At 70.8% G+C, this 18,488-nt stretch carries 14 protein-coding genes; 8 read left to right on the top strand and 6 right to left on the bottom strand.

All coding sequences use genetic code 11. The features are described from left to right. Genes AAHB17_RS06360 through AAHB17_RS06350 form a run of 3 tightly spaced genes read left to right on the top strand, consistent with a single transcriptional unit; the run spans position 1 to position 1,398 of the window. Complete coding sequence (locus tag AAHB17_RS06360) at positions 1–633, top strand: LysE family transporter (protein ID WP_342129663.1); 633 nt, start codon at positions 1–3, stop codon at positions 631–633. Between the two features lie 15 nt (positions 634–648). Next, positions 649–1,149 (top strand): YbaK/EbsC family protein, encoded by a 501-nt coding sequence (locus AAHB17_RS06355; RefSeq protein ID WP_342129662.1) that lies wholly within the window; start codon positions 649–651, stop codon positions 1,147–1,149. Between the two features lie 9 nt (positions 1,150–1,158). Continuing rightward, entirely contained in the window at positions 1,159–1,398 is a 240-nt protein-coding gene (locus AAHB17_RS06350; RefSeq protein WP_342129661.1) for a DUF1289 domain-containing protein, read from the top strand. On the opposite strand, the gene AAHB17_RS06345 is transcribed toward AAHB17_RS06350, so the two are convergent. Next, positions 1,368–3,116: a diguanylate cyclase gene (locus tag AAHB17_RS06345; protein ID WP_342129660.1), complete on the bottom strand. Its 1,749-nt coding sequence runs from the start codon at positions 3,114–3,116 to the stop codon at positions 1,368–1,370. The two genes, AAHB17_RS06350 and AAHB17_RS06345, sit on opposite strands and share 31 nt — an antisense overlap. 81 nt (positions 3,117–3,197) lie before the next feature. Between AAHB17_RS06345 and AAHB17_RS06340 the strand changes: the two genes are divergently transcribed. Continuing rightward, on the top strand, positions 3,198–3,875 hold the full coding sequence (locus AAHB17_RS06340; RefSeq protein ID WP_342129659.1) for a 2-hydroxychromene-2-carboxylate isomerase: 678 nt from the start codon (positions 3,198–3,200) through the stop codon (positions 3,873–3,875). Between the two features lie 100 nt (positions 3,876–3,975). Here AAHB17_RS06340 and AAHB17_RS06335 read toward each other — a convergent pair whose 3' ends face one another. Continuing rightward, on the bottom strand, positions 3,976–5,046 hold the full coding sequence (locus AAHB17_RS06335) for a helix-turn-helix transcriptional regulator (protein ID WP_342129658.1): 1,071 nt from the start codon (positions 5,044–5,046) through the stop codon (positions 3,976–3,978). A gap of 57 nt (positions 5,047–5,103) precedes the next feature. On the opposite strand from AAHB17_RS06335, the gene AAHB17_RS06330 reads away from it, so the two are divergent. The 4 genes from AAHB17_RS06330 (at position 5,104) to uvrA (ending at position 16,039) form a co-directional block, all read left to right on the top strand. Then, positions 5,104–6,849 carry an NADH-ubiquinone oxidoreductase-F iron-sulfur binding region domain-containing protein gene (locus AAHB17_RS06330; RefSeq protein ID WP_342129657.1) on the top strand — a complete coding sequence of 582 codons (1,746 nt, stop codon included), beginning with the start codon at positions 5,104–5,106 and terminating at the stop codon, positions 6,847–6,849. Beyond that, on the top strand, positions 6,846–9,668 hold the full coding sequence (gene fdhF / locus AAHB17_RS06325) for a formate dehydrogenase subunit alpha (RefSeq protein ID WP_342129656.1): 2,823 nt from the start codon (positions 6,846–6,848) through the stop codon (positions 9,666–9,668). The genes AAHB17_RS06330 and fdhF overlap by 4 nt, the downstream gene beginning before the upstream one ends. Positions 9,669–9,731: 63 nt before the next feature. Beyond that, positions 9,732–10,169, top strand: coding sequence for a universal stress protein (locus AAHB17_RS06320; RefSeq protein WP_342129655.1), 438 nt, complete (start codon positions 9,732–9,734; stop codon positions 10,167–10,169). Between the two features lie 128 nt (positions 10,170–10,297). Next, a complete protein-coding gene (uvrA, locus tag AAHB17_RS06315) occupies positions 10,298–16,039 on the top strand; it encodes an excinuclease ABC subunit UvrA (RefSeq protein WP_342129654.1) in 5,742 nt (1,913 codons plus the stop codon). Here uvrA and AAHB17_RS06310 read toward each other — a convergent pair. The 4 genes from AAHB17_RS06310 to AAHB17_RS06295 are packed head-to-tail and all read right to left on the bottom strand — an operon-like array spanning position 16,029 to position 18,407. Next, positions 16,029–16,502, bottom strand: coding sequence for a DoxX family protein (locus tag AAHB17_RS06310; RefSeq protein WP_342129653.1), 474 nt, complete (start codon positions 16,500–16,502; stop codon positions 16,029–16,031). The two genes, uvrA and AAHB17_RS06310, sit on opposite strands and share 11 nt — an antisense overlap. Continuing rightward, positions 16,499–17,290, bottom strand: a complete 792-nt coding sequence (locus tag AAHB17_RS06305; protein WP_342129652.1) for an HvfC/BufC N-terminal domain-containing protein — start codon at positions 17,288–17,290, stop codon at positions 16,499–16,501. The genes AAHB17_RS06310 and AAHB17_RS06305 overlap by 4 nt, the downstream gene beginning before the upstream one ends. After that, positions 17,287–18,123 (bottom strand): MNIO family bufferin maturase, encoded by an 837-nt coding sequence (bufB, locus tag AAHB17_RS06300; RefSeq protein WP_446719564.1) that lies wholly within the window; start codon positions 18,121–18,123, stop codon positions 17,287–17,289. Before bufB ends, AAHB17_RS06305 begins: the two co-directional genes overlap by 4 nt. After that, on the bottom strand, positions 18,120–18,407 hold the full coding sequence (locus tag AAHB17_RS06295) for a BufA1 family periplasmic bufferin-type metallophore (protein WP_342129650.1): 288 nt from the start codon (positions 18,405–18,407) through the stop codon (positions 18,120–18,122). Before AAHB17_RS06295 ends, bufB begins: the two co-directional genes overlap by 4 nt. Between the last annotated feature and the right edge of the window lie 81 nt (positions 18,408–18,488).

Below are 18,488 nucleotides of genomic sequence, written 5' to 3'. Positions count from 1 at the left end.
ATGGAACTGCAAGTCTGGCTTGCCTACTTTGTCGCCTCCTGGGCGATCGCGCTGTCGCCCGGCTCGGGCGCGGTGCTGTCCATGAGCCATGGCCTGGCCTATGGCGTGAAGAAGACCTCGGCCACCATCGCCGGCCTGCAGCTGGGTCTGGCCGTGATCCTGCTGGTGGCCGGCATGGGGGTGGGGGCGCTGTTGCTGGCCTCGGCCACCGCCTTCCTGGTGGTCAAGGTGCTGGGTGCGGGCTACCTCATCTGGCTGGGCTGGTCGCAGTGGCGGGCGCCGGTGGCGGCCGATGCCGGCGCGGTGCTGCTGCCCAATGCCGAACTGAGTCCGCGCCAGCGTGTGTTGCGCGGCTTCATCACCAACGTCACCAACCCCAAGGGCATCGTTTTCATGGTGGCGGTGCTGCCGCAGTTCATCGACACCCAGCGCCCCATGGGCCTGCAGCTGCTGGTGCTGCTGGCCACCACGGTGCTGGTGGACCTGATCGTGATGCACGGCTACGCCTTCCTGGCCTCGCGCCTGCAGGGCCTGTTGCGCACGGCCCGCGCGCGGCGCACGCAGAACCGCATCTTCGGTGGCGTGCTCATGGGCATGGGCGCCAGCCTGATGCTGGTGCGCCGCGGTGGCTGACCGGTGGATCTGAACATGAACAACGAGAAAAACCTCCCCGATGGCGTGCTGCGCGTGTCCGCCGAGCTGTTGCGCCTGGGCCACCCGCATGTGCCGGTGATGCTGGACGACGCCGCGCGCACCGCGCAGCAGGCGGCCGACGCGCTGGGCGTGGGTCTGGGCCAGATCGCCAAGAGCATCGTGTTCAAGCGCAAGCCCGATGGCGCGGCCGTGCTGGTGGTCACCTCGGGCGACAAGCGGGTGGACGAGAAGAAGGTGCAGGCGCTGGTGTGTGGCGAAGGCCAGAAACTGGGCCGCGCCGATGCCGATTTTGTCAAGGCCAGCACCGGGTTCTCCATCGGTGGCGTGTCGCCGGTGGCGCACGCCAGTCCGCCGGTGCTGCTGGTCGACCGCGAGCTGTTCCGCTTCGACGTCATCTGGGCCGCGGCTGGGCATCCGCATGGCGTGTTCCGCTTGGCACCCCAGGATCTGGGGGTTTTGACCGGTGCGCCGGTGGCCGATGTCGCGCTCGACTAAGCTCTGGGTGTGACCACTCCGCCTTCCCGCATCACCCTGGCCCGTGCGCGCAAGACCGCGCCGGCGGGCACCGTGCCCTCGCCCTGTGTGGGGGTCTGCCGCATGCTGCCGGCCACCGGCCTGTGCGAAGGGTGCTGGCGCAGCCTCGACGAGATCGTGGCCTGGGGCCGTGCCAGCGCCGAGGAGCGGCTGCTCATCTGGCGCGCGATCGAGTCGCGTCAGGACGTGGCCGCCGCCGCCGGCTCGTAGAACGAGAAGCCGGTCTGCGCCTGTTTGGCGCGGTACATGGCGGCGTCGGCCAGGCGCAGCAGATCGACCAGCTTGTGGCCGTGCTCGGGGCAGCGCGCGATGCCGATGCTCACGGCCAGGCTGAGGCTGTGGCCCTGGTCCTGAAAGGGCTGGCGCACCGCCTGGCCGAGGCGCTCGGCCATGGCCGTCAGCTGCGCCAGCGTGTGCCGGCCGGCGAGCAGGATGACAAATTCATCGCCGCCCAGCCGGGCCACCAGATCGGCCTCGCGCATGTGGGTGTTCAGCCGGCGGGCCACCTCCACCAGCAGGCGGTCGCCCGCTTCGTGGCCGTGGGTGTCGTTGACCGGCTTGAAGCGGTCCAGGTCCAGCAGCATCACCGCATGCGGCTGTCCCGCCGCCAGCAGCTGGTCGGCGCGCTGGGCCAGGCCGAGCCGGTTGGCCAGGCCCGTCAGGGCGTCGGTGGCGGCGGCCTCGGCCAGGTGGGTGGCGCGGGCGCGCAGCTCGGTCTGGTGCTGGTGCATCAGGCGCACGCGGGCGCTGAGCGCGTAGGCGAACATCAGCATCTCGGCCACGACGCCGATCTGCAGGCCGTTGGCCAGCAGGAAAGGGGCGTCCAGCAGGCCCCAGTTGATGCCCACCACCGCCAGCGCCGAGAGGAACAGCAGGGCCTGGCCACCCAGGTACCAGCCGGCCGCGGCAAAACCCTGGCGCCAGACCCACAGGGCCACCCCGAAGGCCAGCGGCGTGCCCACCACGGCCGTGATCTCCACGAGGTGCTGGGACCAGGTGGTCTGGCCGGCCAGGGCCAGCAGCGCGGCCACGCCGGCAGCGCCGGCCACGGCCAGCAACACGCGGTCGAACCGGGGCAGGCGCCGGGGCAGCGCCAGAAAGCTGCGGCACAGCAGCGTGGCAAACCCGACCCAGAGCGCCGAGCCCAGCATGTTGGCGCGCTCCTGCCACCAGGGCCAGTCGCCCAGCAGGTAGTGCGCGGCGTGGCCGTTGTAGCTGGACAAGGTGAAGAGGGCGGCGGCACAGGTCAGCACGTAAAGGCCGTAGCTTTCGTGGCGGAACACCCAGGCCAGCACCAGGTTGTAGACCAGCAGCGCGACCAGGATGCCGTAGACCACGCCGTCGAACAGCCGCTTGTGCTGCCGCGACTGCACGTAGGCCACCGTGTCCCAGGCCGAGACCGTGAGCGACTGCGAGGAGTGGGACACGAGCCGCATGTAGACCACGTAAGGACCGGGCTGGTCGAGTTGCAGCCGCATGGCCGGCCGCTCGATGCCCAGCGGGCGGCTGTCGTAGGGCCGCACCAGGCCGGTCAGCACCGGTTCGGCCAGAGCCCGGCCCTGGGCGTCGAAGGGGCCGAAGAAACGCACGTCATCGATGGCGGTGGTGTGCAGGGCCAGCACCCAGTCGCCGTGGGGGCGGCGCTGCGCCACCTCCATGCGCAGCCAGTGGGGCTGGGCGTGGGTGCCGGTGCGCAGCGAGGCCGGCGCGGGCACGAACCGGCCCGCCGCGTGGGCCGTCTGCGCCGCCGACAGATCGGCCACGCCCGAGGGGTCGATCCAGTGTTCAACCCGATCCAGCACCGCGCCCGGCGTCAGGGCGTCCAGCGCGGTGGCCGCCTGGGCGCCCAGATGGCACAGCAGCAGGCACAGGAGGTGGCAGGCCCACCATGACCTGAACCAGGTGCTGCGAATCGGGTGTCGGTGCATCGGTCGATTTGCTCCAAAATGCCTGTGCCTGCAATGTTCCCACGAAGTGACAGCCGTGCGACGCCACCCAGCCCCATCGACGTGAAAACCATCACCTTCTTCTACGACGTGATCTCGCCCTACGCCCACCTGGCTTTCGAGGCCTGGCCGCAGGCCATGATGGGCGTGGGCCACCGGGTGCGCCACGTGCCGGTGCTGTTCGCGGGGCTGCTGGCGCACCACGGCCAGCTCGGGCCGGCCGAGATCGCGCCGAAGCGCGACTGGACCTACCGCCAGGTGGCCTGGCTGGCGCACCGCGCAAGCGTGCGGCTGGACATGCCGGCCAGCCACCCCTTCAACCCGCTGCCGCTGCTGCGTCTGGGGGCGGCCTGTGCGCAACATCCGGCCGCGCAGGGCGGCACCAGCCGCTTCGTCACCGAGGCCCTGTTCCACCACGTGTGGCATGGCGGCGGCGATCCCAACGACCCACAGCGGCTGGCGGCGTTGTCGCAGCGCCTGGCCGACCACATGGCCGAATGTGGCCACCCCATGCCCGCGACCGACAGCCCCGAGGTCAAGCAGCAGCTGCGCGCCAACACCGAGGCCGCGCTGGCCCTGGGGGTGTTTGGCGTGCCCACGTTCGAGGTCGATGGCCGCCTGTTCTGGGGCCAGGACGCCCTGCCCATGCTGCGCGCCTGCCTGGAGGGTGATGCGTGGTTTGACAGCGGCGCGTGGGAGGCCGCGACCCAGGTGGGGAGCGGGGTGGCGCGGGTGCGCTGACCGCGCTGTGGCAGCGGCACTTTTCGCCGCCGGGCCGCCCCAAGGCGAAACAGTCCCCTCGGGGGGCAGCGACCCGCGCAGCGGCGGAGCGTGGGGGCTTTCAGTCCGGAAAGGCCTCGTCCAGCGTCATGGTCGCACCGGTGGTGCTGGCGTCGTAGCCACTCAGCGCGGCCACGCGGGCGCGAAAAGCGGGCGACCTGAGCACACTCAGCACCGGCGACAGTTCGCCGCTGGCCTGGGCGTCAGTGGCCAGCGCAAAAAAGTAGCGCTCGCGCAGCAGCGGTATGAAATGCAAGCCGAAACGTTGGGCGGCAGTCTGCACCCCCAGGCCCACATCGGCCATGCCGCTGGCCACATAGGCGGCCACGGCGGCGTGGGTCATTTCGGTGGTGTTGTAGCCGGTGATGGCCTGCGGTGCGATGCTCTGGCGCTTGAGCAGCAACTCGGTCAAAACGCGGGTGCCCGAGCCCTCGGGGCGGTTGACAAAACGCACGCCGGGGCGGGTGAGATCGTCCAGCCCGCGCACGTCCAGCGGGTTGCCCGGCGCCAGAAACAGGCCCTGGGTGCGCCCCGCCAGCAGCACCAGGCGGTGCCGGTCGGGTTTGAGCCACGACAGGTAACGCTGCGCGGCTTGGTGTTGCAGTTCGCCCAGGGGCACATGAAAACCCGCCAAGTCACATTCTCCCCGCGCCAGCGCGGCCACGGCTTCCAGGCTGTTGCGGTAGCGCAGGTCGATGGGCAGGCGGCGGGCATTCAGCAACTCGTGCAGGGACGCCACCGCAAAACCGTGGCTGGCATGCAGCCGGCACACCGGGCGCTGGCGGCGCTGCGCGCCCGCCAGTTCGCCGCCCATCTCCGAACCCAGCGAGGCCAGCAGGGGTTGCAAGCGCGCGGCGATGCGGGCGTCGGCCCAGACCAGCCGTTGGCCGGCCTCGGTCAGGGCCGAGCCTCGGCCACGCTCGCGGGTGACCAGGGGCTGGCCCAGCAGGCGCTCGGCATCGCCCACCAGTCCCCAGGCCTTGCGGTAGGACAGGCCCAGTTCGCGGCCGGCCTGGGCGATGCTGCCGCTGTCCTGCACCGCGCCGAGCAAGGCCAGCAGGGCGGTGGCGTCCAGGTTCTCGCCGGCCTCGCGCTCGACGCGCCATTGGGGTTGGAGGGTGAAGCGGAGCATGGTTAATTATGCAGTGGCATGCATATTTGAAGTGGGGTGTGGTGCTACGCTGTCCGCATGAACGAGTCAATCCCAACCGACGGGCGCCTGGTCGGCGTGCAGGCAGTGCCCATGCGCCGCATGGACCTCCCGGGCAAGGGCAAGCTGCGCGGCACGCCCAAGGGCCGGCAGGTGACCCCCGACGACCGGGCGCGCGTGGCGGCCCTGTGCGACGGGCTGGACGCCCGGCCCGAGCTGCTGATCGAACACCTGCACCGCCTCAACGACGCCGAGGGCGCGCTGCGCAAGGGCCGGCTGGCCGCGCTGGCCGAACGCCTGCGCCTGAGCCAGGTGGAGGTGTTCGAGGTGGCCAGCTTCTACCACCACTTCCAGATCGTCGACGACGACGCGCCGGTGGCGCGCACTACGGTGCGGGTGTGCACCAGCCTGTCGTGCGAGATGGCCGGCGCCCACGCGCTGCTGGCCGATGTGCGCGCGCGGCTCGCGGGCGACACGTCGGTGCAGGTGCTGGCCGCGCCGTGTATCGGTCAGTGCCACCAGGCACCCGCCGCCTGCGTGGGCCAGCACCAGTTGCCGCATGCCAGCGCCGAGGCGGTGGCCGCGCTGGTCGAGCGCGGCGACACCGGCCCGCGCGTGCTGCCCGTGCCGCCGGGCGACAGCGACTATGCCCAGCTGTTGCGCCTGCTCGACGGCGCCGTGACACCCGACCAGGTGCTGGCCGAACTCAAGGCCTCGGGCCTGCGCGGCCTGGGCGGCGCCGGTTTTCCGTCCTGGCGCAAGTGGGAGACGGTGCGCGCCCAGCCGGGCCAGAAGGCCATGGTGGTCAACATCGACGAGGGCGAGGTCGGCACCTTCAAGGACTGGCAGGTGCTCACCACCTCGCCGCGCCAGGTGCTCGAAGGTATGCTGATCGCAGCGCTGACCGTGGGTGCCGGGGACGTGTGGCTCTACCTGCGCGACGAGTACCACGACGGCCGTGCCATCCTGAGCGCCGCCATCGCCGATCTGCAGCAGCGGATCGCGGCCTGGACGCCGCGCTACCCCGAGGTGCGTTTCCCGCGCATCGCGCTGCGGCGGGGCGCCGGTGCCTACGTGTGTGGCGAGGAGTCGGCCCTGATCGAATCGGTGGAAGGCAAGCGGGGCATGCCGCGCCTGAAACCCCCCATCGTGGCGGTGAATGGCGTCTTCGGCCGGCCCACGCTGGCGCACAACCTGGAAACCCTGTGGTGGCTGCCCGAGATACTGGCCCGGGGCGGCGCCTGGCTGGCGGGGCAGGGGCGGCACGGCCGCAGCGGCCTGCGGCGCTTCAGCGTCTCGGGGCGGGTCAACAAGCCGGGTGTGTACCTGGCGCCGGCCGGCATCACGCTCAACGAGCTGATCGCCGAGCACGCGGGTGGCCTGCCCGAGGGGCACCGGCTCCACGCCTACCTGCCCGGGGGCGCTTCGGGCGGCATCCTGCCGGCCGCGCTGGCCGACGTGCCGCTGGACTTCGACACCCTGGCCGAACACGGCGCCTTCGTCGGCTCCATGGCGGTGGTGGTGCTGAGCCAGCACGACAGCGTGCGCGACGCGGCCCTGAGCCTGATGCGCTTCTTTGAACACGAGTCCTGCGGCCAATGCACGCCCTGCCGCGCCGGCACGGTGCAGGCGGCCCATCTGATGGCGGACAAGGTGTGGGACGGCGAACGCCTGGCCCAGCTGTCGCAGGTCATGCGCGACGCGTCCATCTGTGGCCTGGGCCAGGCAGCGCCCAATCCCTTCGATTCGGTGCTGCGCTTTTTCCCCGACGAGGTGAAGCCATGAAGTCCAACGAACTGCCCCTGACCGACTTCAGCCTCAACGGCCAGCCGGTCCAGGCCCTGCCTGGCGAATCGATCTGGCAGGTGGCCCACCGCGTGGGCGTGGACATCCCCCACCTGTGCCACAAGCCCGGACTGCCCAGCGCCGGCAACTGCCGCGCCTGTGTGGTGGAGGTCGAGGGAGAGCGTGTGCTGGCGGCCTCGTGCTGCCGCGCGCCGCAAGCCGGCATGGTGGTGCACAGCAACAGCACGCGCGCCACGGCGGCCCAGAAGACCGTGCTGGAGCTGCTGCTGGCCGATGCCGGCGACCACACCACCGACCTCAAGCAGGACAGCGAACTCGCCCGCTGGGGCCAGGCCGTGGGCGCCGCGCCGCAGCGTTTCCAGCGCCGCGCGCCGCCGGCCCCGGACCTCAGCCACCCGGCCATGCAGCTCAACCTCGGCGCCTGCATCCAGTGCACCCGCTGCATCCGCGCCTGCCGCGACATCCAGGGCAACGACGTGCTCGGCCTGGCCTTCCGCGGTGGCCACGCGCAGATCGTGCTGGACCAGGGCGACGCCATGGGCGACAGCACCTGCGTGGCCTGTGGCGAGTGTGTGCAGGCCTGCCCCACCGGCGCCATCGCGCCCGCCAACGGCAGCTACGCCCGCGTGGCGGACAAGACCGTCGACTCGGTCTGCCCCTACTGCGGCGTCGGCTGCCAGCTGACCTACCACGTCAAGGACGGCCGCATCGACCACGTGGAAGGCAAACAGGGCCCGGCCAACGAGGGCCGGCTGTGTGTGAAGGGCCGCTTTGGCTTTGATTACGTGCACAACCCGGACCGCCTGACGCGCCCGCTGATCCGCCGCGAAGGCGTGCCCAAGGACCCGGCGCACAGCCTGCGCCGGCGCACGCCCGAGGAAGTGCGCGCGCTGTTCCGCGAGGCCAGCTGGGACGAGGCGCTGGACGCCGCCGCCGCTGGCTTCAAGCGCGCGCTGGCCAGCACACCCGAGCGCGGGCGCCTGAGCCCGGTGTCGGGCTTCGGTTCGGCCAAGGGCACGAACGAAGAGGCCTACCTGTTCCAGAAGCTGATCCGCACGGCGTTTGCCACCCACAACGTGGACCATTGCACCCGCCTGTGCCACGCCTCCAGCGTGGCCGCGCTGATGGAAGGCGTGGGCTCGGGCGTGGTCAGCAACCCGTTGCGCGACGTCGAACACGCCGAGCTGATCTTCGTCATCGGCGCCAACCCGGCCCAGAACCACCCGGTGGGCGCGAGCTGGATGAAAAACGCCGTCAAGCGCGGCGCCCGGCTGGTGCTGGCCGACCCGCGCCGCACCGAGCTGGCGCGCCACGCCTGGAAGTTCCTCGGGTTCACCCCGGGCACCGACGTGGCCCTGCTCAACGGCCTGCTGCATGTCATCACGCAAGAGGGCCTGACCGACGAGGCCTTTGTGCGCGAGCGCACGTTGGACTTCGCCCAGCTCAAGGCCCACGTGGCCGACTTCGCGCCCGAGGTGGTGGCGCCCGTGTGCGGCATTGACGCCGATACCATCCGCGAGGTGGCGCGCGCCTTCGCCACGTCCAAGGCCAGCATCATCCTGTGGGGCATGGGCGTGAGCCAGCACAGCCACGGCACCGACAACGCGCGCTGCCTGATCGCCCTGTCCCTGATCACCGGCCAGATCGGCCGCCCGGGCACCGGCCTGCACCCCTTGCGCGGGCAGAACAACGTGCAGGGTGCGAGCGACGCCGGCCTGATTCCCATGGTCTTCCCCGACTACCGGCCGGTGAGCGACGCCGCCGCGCGCGCCCATGCCGAAGAGGTCTGGCGCCTGGCCCCCGGCACGCTGGGCGCGCAGCCGGGCCTCACCGTGGTGGAGATCATCAACGCCGCGTACGACCGGCAGATCCGCGCCATGCTGATCCAGGGCGAGAACCCGGCCATGAGCGACCCCGACGCCACCCATGCGCGCGAGGCCCTGGCGCGGCTGGACCACCTGGTGGTGCAGGACATCTTCCTGACCGAAACCGCCGCGCTGGCCGATGTGGTCCTGCCCGCCACCGCGTGGCCCGAGAAGACCGGCAGCGTGACCAACACCGACCGCTGCGTGCAGATCGGCCACCGGGCGCTGAACGCCCCCGGCGAGGCCCGCGCCGACGCCTGGATCACCGAGCAGATCGCGTGCCGCCTGGGCCTGGACTGGCGCTATGGCATCGCTGCCGACGGCACGGCCAGCGACGACCCGGCCCATGGCGTCGGCGCGGTGTTCGAGGAGATGCGTTCCCTCATGCCCAGCATCGCCGGCCTGTCCTGGCCGCGCCTGTGGCGCGAGCAGGCCGTGGTCTACCCGGTGCACGACCTGGGCGACCCCGGGCAGGCTGTGGTGTTCACCGATCATTTCCCCACCGCCACGGGCCGTGCCCGGCTGGTGCCGGCCACGCCGCTGCCACCCGCCGAGGTGACCGATGCCGACTACCCGCTGGTGCTGATCACCGGCCGCCAGCTGGAACACTGGCACACCGGCAGCATGACGCGCCGCGCCAGCGTACTCGACGCGCTGGAGCCGGTGCCCAGCGTCAGCCTGCATCCGGCCACGGCACAACGCCTGGGCCTGGCCGGCGGCGGCACGGCACGCGTGCGTTCGCGCCGGGGCGCCGTCTCCCTGGCCGTGCGCCTGGACGAGGGCATGCCGGCGGACACCGCCTTCATTCCTTTCGCCTACGCGGAGGCAGCGGCCAACCTGCTGACCAACCCGGCGCTGGATCCGGTGGCCAAGATCGCCGAGGTCAAGTACTGCGCGGTCGCGGTGGAGGCCGGGGAGGTGCTGGACACTTGATCTGGCGCAAGCGCATGCGGCCGCGTTTGACCGATACTGGCCGCCTTGGAAAAGGAGAACCCCATGTTCAAGAAAATCCTCGTGCCTTCCGACGGTTCCGACCTGGCCCACAAGGCCGCTGACTTCGCGGCCGACCTGGCCAAGGTCCACGGCGCGCAGATCATTGGCGTCTACGTGATCGATCCTTTCCCCTACATCGGCATCGGCGACGCCTCGGCGGTGGGCCTGCAGGCCTACCTGAGCGAAGCCAAGCTGGCGGCCAACCGCTCGCTGGAGATGCTGGCCGACAGCTGCAAGCAGCGTGGCGTGTCCTATGCCGGCGACACCATCGAGCGTTCGGTGGTCTACGAGGGCATCACCGAAACCGCCCGGATCGAAGCTTGCGACCTGATCGTCATGGGCTCGCACGGCCGCCAGGGCGTGGAAGCGCTGATCCTGGGCAGCGTGGCGCAAAAGGTGCTGACCCATGCCAAGGTGCCGGTGCTGATCGTCAAGGGCTGACCCGCCCGGACCCGCCCCCGTTCGCGGGGGGACGGGGGTGGTGCGGCCGGATCGGACCGCGCAAAGCCCTTCGCCGCGCCGCGTGGCCCGGGGCTACATAGAATGTTTGCCTCCCACCAGGCGAACCCATGTCATCACCCGAACACCACAGCGGCCTGATCCGCATCCACGGCGCCCGCCAGCACAACCTCAAGAACCTGGACGTGGACTTCCGCACCGGCGAACTGACGGTGGTGACCGGCCCCAGCGGCTCGGGCAAGTCCAGCCTGGTGTTCGACACCCTCTACGCCGAAGGCCAGCGTCGCTACGTCGAGACCTTCAGCGCCTACGCGCGGCAGTTCCTGGACCGCATGGACAAGCCGGCGGTGGACAAGGTCGAAGGCGTGCCGCCGGCCATCGCCATCGACCAGACCAACCCGGTGCGCAGTTCGCGCTCCACGGTCGGCACCATGACGGAGCTGAACGACCACCTCAAGCTGCTGTTTGCCCGCGCCGGCAACCTGTTCGACCGCCAGACCGCCCACGCGGTGCGGCACGACTCCACCGAAACCATCTACGCCGAGCTGCTCCGCCGCGCCGCCGAGGCCGGCGATCCGCGCCTGGTGGTCACCTTCCCGGTCGAGCTGCCGGCCGGCACCAGCGCCGAAGAGGTGGAGCAATGGCTGCTGGCCAGCGGCTTCACCAAGGTGCAGGCGGAGCGCGAGGTGGCCACCGTCACCGGGCCGCGCAAGCTGCTGGATGTGGTGGCGGACCGTTTTCGTTTGGCCAACGCAGAAAAAGCGCGGGTCATCGAGGCGATTGAAGTGGGCTTGAAGCGCGGCAGCGGGCGCCTGAACGTCTACAAGCTCAACGACGAAGGCGAGCCGGATCTGTGGCGTTTTTCGACGGGCCTGCACTGCCCGGACAGCGACATCCGCTACACCGACCCCATGCCGTCCATGTTCTCGTTCAACTCGGCGGTGGGCGCGTGCGAGGCCTGCCGGGGTTTTGGCCGGGTGATCGGGGTCGACTACGGGCTGGTGATTCCCGACGAAAAACTCACGCTGCGCGCCGGCGCCATCAAGCCCATACAGACACCCGCGTGGAAGGAGTGCCAGGACGACCTGATGCGCCACGCCGAGGCCGCCGGCATCCCGCGCGACACCGCCTGGAACAAGCTCACGCCCGAGCAGCGGCACTGGGTCATCGACGGCGTGCCCGACTTCAAGGAAGGGCAGTGGAACAAGCGCTGGTACGGCATCAAGCGCTTCTTCGCCTACCTGGAGAGCAAGTCCTACAAGATGCACATCCGCGTGCTGCTGTCCAAGTACCGCAGCTACACGCCCTGTGGCACCTGTGGCGGCGCGCGGCTCAAGACCGAGAGCCTGCTGTGGCGCATCGGCTCGCAGGCCGCGGCCGACGCGGTGCTGCCGCCGGAGAAGCGCTTCCTGCCCCAGGGCGTCACCTGGTCGCGCGCGCAGCTGGAGGCTTTGCCCGGGCTGTGCCTGCACGACCTCATGCTGCTGCCCATCGTCCGCATGCGGCGCTTCTTCGACCTGATTGCGGCCGAGATCGCGGCCCACGCCAGCGGCGGCGACGCGCAGGCGCTCAAGCTGCTGTTCGAGGAGATCACCACCCGCCTCAAGTACCTGGTGGACGTGGGCATCGGCTACCTCACGCTGGACCGCCAGAGCCGCACGCTCAGCGGCGGCGAGGTGCAGCGCATCAACCTCACCACGGCCCTGGGCACCTCCCTGGTCAACACCCTGTTCGTGTTGGACGAGCCCAGCATCGGCTTGCACCCGCGCGACATGGCGCGCATCAACGAGGCCATGCTGCGCCTGCGCGATGCCGGCAACACCCTGGTGGTGGTGGAGCACGACCCGGCCGTGATGCTGGCCGCCGACCGCATCATCGACATGGGCCCCGGCCCGGGCGAGCGCGGCGGCCAGATCGTGTTCGACGGCACGCCCGAGGCGCTGCGCCGCGTCGACACCGCCACCGGCGTCTACCTGGGCGGACGCAAGCAGATCGGCATGGGCTTCAAGCGCATGGTGACCGACAACACGCCGCGCCTGATCCTGGAGGGCGCGCGCGAACACAACCTGCGTGACGTCACGGTCGACATCCCGCTGCAGCGCCTGGTGGTGGTGACCGGGGTCAGTGGCTCGGGCAAGTCCTCGCTGGTGCAGGACGTGCTGGCGCCGGCGCTGATGCGCCACTTTGGCCGCGCCACCGAATCGCCCGGCGCCCACGACCGCCTGCTGGGCGCCGATTTTCTGTCCGACGTGGTCTTTGTCGACCAGTCGCCCATCGGCAAGACGGCGCGTTCCAACCCGGCCAGTTATGTGGGCGCCTGGGACGCCGTCCGCAACCTGTTCGCCGATGCGCCCCTCTCACGCCAGCGTGGCTACACCGCGTCCAAGTTCAGCTTCAACAGCGGCGACGGCCGCTGCCCCACCTGCGGCGGCTCGGGCTTCGAGCACGTGGAGATGCAGTTCCTCAGCGACGTCTACCTGCGCTGCCCGGATTGCGACGGCAAACGCTACCGGCCCGAGATCCTGGAGATCCACATCGAACGCGGCGGACGTTGGCTCAACGTGGCCGATGTGCTGGACCTCACGGTGAGCGAGGCGGCCGCCCTGTTCAGCGCCGACCGCGAGGTGATCCGCGCGCTGCAGCCCATCGTCGACGTGGGCCTGGAGTACGTGCGCCTGGGCCAGCCCGTGCCCACGCTGTCGGGCGGCGAGGCGCAACGCCTCAAGCTCGCGGGTTTCCTGGCCGAGGCGGCCAGCACCGCCAGCAAAAGCCGTCAGCCGCTGGCGCGCAAGGGCACGCTGTTCCTGTTCGACGAACCCACCACCGGCCTGCACTTCGACGACATCGCCAAGCTCATGCGCGCGCTGCGCAAGCTGCTCGACGCCGGGCATTCCCTGGTGGTGATCGAGCACAACCTGGACGTGATGCGCGCCGCCGACTGGCTGATCGACCTCGGCCCCGAAGGCGGTGACGGCGGTGGCCTGGTGGTGGCCGAGGGCACGCCCGAGGACGTGCGCCTGCACGCCAGCTCGCACACCGCCCAGGCGCTGCGCGAGTACGAGCTGGCCATGGGCGTGGGCGCCGCGCTGGCCGGCGAGCCTGCGGCGGCCTGGCGGCGGCCCCCCCGGGCCGCGCCGGCCCAGGGCGCCAACGCGATCCAGATCGTCAACGCGCGCGAACATAACCTCAAGGGCCTGAGCGTGGACATCCCGCGCGGGCAGTTCAACGTCATCACCGGTGTCAGCGGCTCGGGCAAGTCCACCCTGGCCTTCGACATCCTGTTCAACGAAGGCCAGCGCCGCTACCTGGAAAGCCTCAACGCCTACGCCCGCAGCATCGTGCAGCCGGCCGGCCGGCCCGAGGTCGACGCCGTCTACGGCATCCCGCCCACTGTGGCCATCGAGCAGCGGCTGAGCCGCGGCGGGCGCAAGAGCACGGTGGGCACCACCACCGAGGTCTGGCACTTCCTGCGCCTGCTGTACGTGAAGCTGGGCGTGCAGCATTGCGTGCGCGACGGTGCGGCCGTGCAGCCACAGACCGCCGAGCGCATCGCCGCGTCGCTGATGACCGCCTTCCGGGGCCAGCACATCGGCCTGCTGGCGCCGCTGGTGGTCAACCGCAAGGGCGTCTACACCGAACTGGCCGACTGGGCGCGCCCGCGCGGCTACACCCACCTGCGGGTCGACGGCGAGTTCCTGCCCACCACCGGTTTCCCGCGCATCGACCGCTTCAAGGAACACAGCATCGAGCTGCCGGTGGCCAGCCTGGACGTGTCGCCCGAGAACGAAGGCCTGCTGCGCGACAAGCTGGCGCTGGCGCTGGAACACGGCAAGGGCGTGCTGACCGTGCTCAGCGGCATCACCTCCCTGGCCGAGGCCATGCGCGAAGGCCGCTCGACGGCCGCCATCGGCCATGTGCACAGCTTCTCGACCCTGCGCGCCTGCCCGGTGTGCGCCACCTCCTACGCCGAGCTGGACCCGCGCCTGTTCTCGTACAACAGCAAACACGGCTGGTGCCCCGACTGCGTGGGCACGGGCGTCAAGCTCACGCGTGACCAGCGCAAGGCCATGGACGACTCGGTGCGCGACGACAAGGAGAAGGGCCGCGAGCAGACCTTTGCCGAGCCCGAGCTGGAGGACGTGGCCGATGTCGCCTGCCCGACCTGCGAGGGCACGCGCCTGAATGCCATCGCCCGCGCGGTGCGCTTCGCCGGGGTGGGCATCACCGACATCGCGCGCCTGGCCGTGGTCGACGTGCGGCGCTGGGTGGAGAGCCTGTCGCTCGAAGGCGCCATGAGCCAGCGCGAGATCGACATCGCCCGCGACCTGGTGCCCGAGATCAAGAGCCGGCTGGAGTTTCTGGAGGAGGTGGGCCTGGGCTACCTCACGCTGGACCGCGGTGCGCCCACGCTCAGTGGCGGTGAGGCGCAGCGCATCCGCCTGGCCGCCCAGCTGGGCAGCAACCTGCAGGGCGTGTGCTACGTGCTCGACGAGCCCACCATCGGCCTGCACGCGCGCGACAACCAGATCCTGCTCAACGCCCTGCACAAGCTGGGCGACAAGGGCAACACCCTGGTGGTGGTGGAGCACGACGAGGACACCATACGCCGCGCCGACCACATCATCGACATCGGCCCCAGCGCCGGCAAACGCGGCGGGCGCGTGGTGGCACAGGGCACGGCCCAGGACCTGTCGGACGCACCCGATTCGGTGACCGGCCGCTACCTGCTGCAGGCCATCCGCCACCCGCTGCACCCCCGGCGCGAGGTGCTGCCCGATCAGGGCCCGTGGATCACCGTGCAGGGCGCCCGGCTGCACAACCTGCAGCAGGTGGATGCGGCGGTGCCGCTCAAGCGCCTGGTGGCCGTCACCGGCGTCAGCGGATCGGGCAAGTCCACCCTGGCGCGCGATGTGCTGCTGGCCAATGTGCAGGCGGCGGTGCAGCAGGCGTCCACCAAGGCCGGCCGCGAGGCGCTGGCCGCGGGCAAGGGCCAGCCCTGGAGCGGCTGTGCCGCGGTCGAAGGCTGGGGTTTTGTCGACCGCGTGCTGGAGGTCGACCAGACGCCCATCGGAAAGACGCCACGCAGCTGCCCGGCCACCTACATCGGCTTCTGGGACACGGTGCGCAAGCTCTTCGCCGAGACGCTGGAGGCCAAGGCGCGCGGCTATGGGCCGGGGCGCTTCAGTTTCAACACCGGTGAAGGCCGATGCCCGGTGTGCGAAGGGCAAGGCGTGCGCACCATCGAGATGAGTTTCCTCCCCGATGTGAAGGTGCCCTGCGAAGGCTGCCACGGCGCCCGCTTCAACCCCGAGACCCTGGCCGTGACCTGGCGCGGCAAGAGTGTGGGCGACGTGTTGCAGATGGAGGTGGACGAAGCGGTGGACTTCTTCGCTGCCATGCCCGCCATCGCCCACCCGCTGCAGCTGCTCAAGGACGTGGGCCTGGGCTACCTCACCCTGGGTCAGCCCAGTCCCACGCTCAGCGGTGGCGAGGCGCAGCGCATCAAGCTCGTGACCGAACTCAGCAAGGTGCGCGACGAGGTCGGGCGGCGGGGCCAGAAGGCGCCGCACACGCTGTATGTGCTGGACGAACCCACGGTGGGCCTGCACATGGCCGACGTGGAGAAACTCATCCACGTGCTGCACCGCCTGGTCAACGGCGGCCACAGCGTGGTGGTGATCGAACACGACCTCGACGTGATCGCCGAAGCCGACTGGGTGCTGGACCTGGGGCCCGAGGGCGGCGCGGCCGGCGGCCGCATCGTGGCCGCCGCCACGCCGGAGGACGTGGTGCGCCTGGGCACCCACACCGGCCGGGCGCTGGCGCCGGTGCTGAGCCGCCTCAGCGCCTGAACAGCACGTGGTCCGCCGACCACCGCCCGCCGCCGTGCGCCAGCAGGTAGAGCAGCGGCGCGGCCCAGCTCAGATGGGTGGGCCAGGCGCTGGGGTAGACGAACAGCTGGATGGTGAGCGTCATGCCCAGCAGGCCCAGGGCGGCGAATCGGGTGCCCAGGCCGATGAACAGCAGCAGGGGCAGCAGGTGTTCGGCGTAGGTGGCCAGGTGGGCGGCCCACAGCGGCGGGATCAGGGGCAGGGCGTAGTCCTGCTCGAACAGCAGCAGGGCGGTTTCGTTCAGGCTCAGCAGACCGTCCACCTTGGTGCGCCCCGACAGGAAAAAGATGCTGCCGACGCCGAAGCGGCTGGCCAGGGCGATCAGGTCGTCTGGCACCAGGCGTGCCGTGGCGCCGAGCAGGCGTTCGCGCCAGCCGACATGGGTGCCCAGGTGGTGGGTGACGGGGGTGGTGAGCGGGTTCATGTCGGCTCCTCGTGGCGGTGGATGGAAACGGTGGCGGTGAAGGCGCCCTGGGTCAGCAGCAGGCCCAGGGTGGCGCCGAGGTCCAGCGCCGGCTCGCGCGCGAGCGCGTGTTCGATGGCCTGCGCCACCGGCAGGCCATGGGCGCAGGCGTCGAGCAGGGCGATGCCGCCCGCGGACAGGGGCGCGCACAACACCTGGTCGTGTGGCCGGGTGAGCAGCGTGCCCTCGCCGACCCAGGCCGGTGGGTTGGGGTCGTTGTGTTGCTCGCGCGCGGCCCGCCACAGGCTGTGGATGGGCAGCGTGTCGCTCCAGGTCCAGCGCGCGGCGGGGTGGGGCCGCAGGCCGTGGGTGTGCAGGGCCTGGGCGTCCAGCGCGGCCAGGGTCTGAGGCGCCAGCGGCGCGGCATCGGCGGCGGTGTGGGCCTCGGTCCACCACCAGTCCAGCCGCGCCACGCCGGCCAGGTAGGGCAGATCGGCGGCGGGCGCGAAGTCCCGCAGGAAGTGGGCAAAGGCTTCGCCATAGCGCAGCAGGCGGCCGTCGTGGGGCGGCTGGGCGCGCACGTGTTCGGCGGCCGCGGCGCGGAACCAGTCCTCCCCCACCAGCCGCAGCACGCTGGGGAACTGCGCCGCCAGCGCATCGACGCAGCCCTTGAGGCAGGTGTTGCGGTAGACCACAAATCCCGGCTGTGCCGCGATCGCGGCGATGGGACCACCCATCGCCTCATCGGGCGCGGCGAGCAGCGCCCGCCAGAAGGCCGGCATCAGGGCCAGGTTGGCGTCGCTGTTCATGCGGGCACCTCGTCCCGTGTCAGCAGGTGGTGCGCGCGGTCGCGCTCGGCCATCAGGGTGGCGAAGCCGGGCAGCTGGTCGTCGCGTTCGATCAAGGTCGGGCGCGGGCCGATGTCGGCGATCAGGTCGGCGTACAGCCGCCACACCGCGTCCGACACCGGCGTGTCGTGCGAGTCGATCAGCAGCGCCTCGCCCAGCAGCGGGTCGCGGTGGTGGCCGGCGAGGTGGATTTCCATCACCGCTTCAGCATCGTAGGCGCGCAGCATGGGGGGGGCGTCAAAGCCCATGTTGTGGGCCGAGACGAAGACGTTGTTCACGTCCAGCAGCAGGCCGCAGCCGGTGCGCCGCACCAGTTCGTTCAAGAAGTCGGGTTCGCTCCAGGTGTGGCCGGGCAGGGCGATGTAGTGCGATGGGTTCTCGATGGCGATGCGTTGGCCGAGGGCCTGCTGCACCTCCGTGACGTGGGCGGCGCAGCGGGCCAGGGCGGCGTCGTCGCGCACGAAGGGCAGCAGGTCGGGCAGCACCTGCCCACCCAGCGCGCACCAGGCCAGGTGTTCGGACACCAGGGCAGGGCGCAGCCGGTCGACCAGCCCGCGCAGGCGCCGCAGGTGCGCGCGGTCGGGCCGGTCCAGCCCGGCCAGCGACAGCGACACCCCGTGCAGGGAGAGCGGGTGCCGCTCGCCGATGGCCAACAGCCAGTCCAGGCGCGGACCGCCGTCGACCAGGTGGTTCTCGGGATGGACCTCGAACCACAGGCCGGGCGAACGGTGGGCCAGGGCCTCGTCGCAGTGGGCGGGCTTGAGGCCCAGGCCAGCGGTCAGCATGGGGGTCAGGACTTGATGGGCATCAGCGAGCCCATGCCGGTGGGCGTCTTCATGCTGGTGCAGGTGCCGGCGGGCACGTACTTCCAGGCGTTGCCCTGGTGGTCCACCTTGGACGTGCCGGCACAGGTGGTGCCCGGGCCGGCGGCGCAGTCGTTCTTGCCGGCCAGCGAAACGCCGTAGCAGCGCTCCTTGGCGGTGGCCTTGGTGTCGGGCATGCTGGATTGGGCGATGGCGGCACCGGCGGACAGGGCGGCGAGGGTGATCAGGGTCAGGCCGAGGGGACGGGTGTTCATGGTGGCTCCAGTGGGATCGGGGTTGAGGTGATGAACCGTGGGGTTCGGTGGTGAGTTCGCCGCGGCGCGTCCATCGGTTAC

It is taken from the genome of Hydrogenophaga sp. OTU3427 (genome assembly GCF_038440225.1).
Lineage (GTDB): Bacteria > Pseudomonadota > Gammaproteobacteria > Burkholderiales > Burkholderiaceae_C > Hydrogenophaga.
Note: the sequence above shows the minus strand (reverse complement) of the source record. Positions and strands in the feature narration are given on the sequence as shown.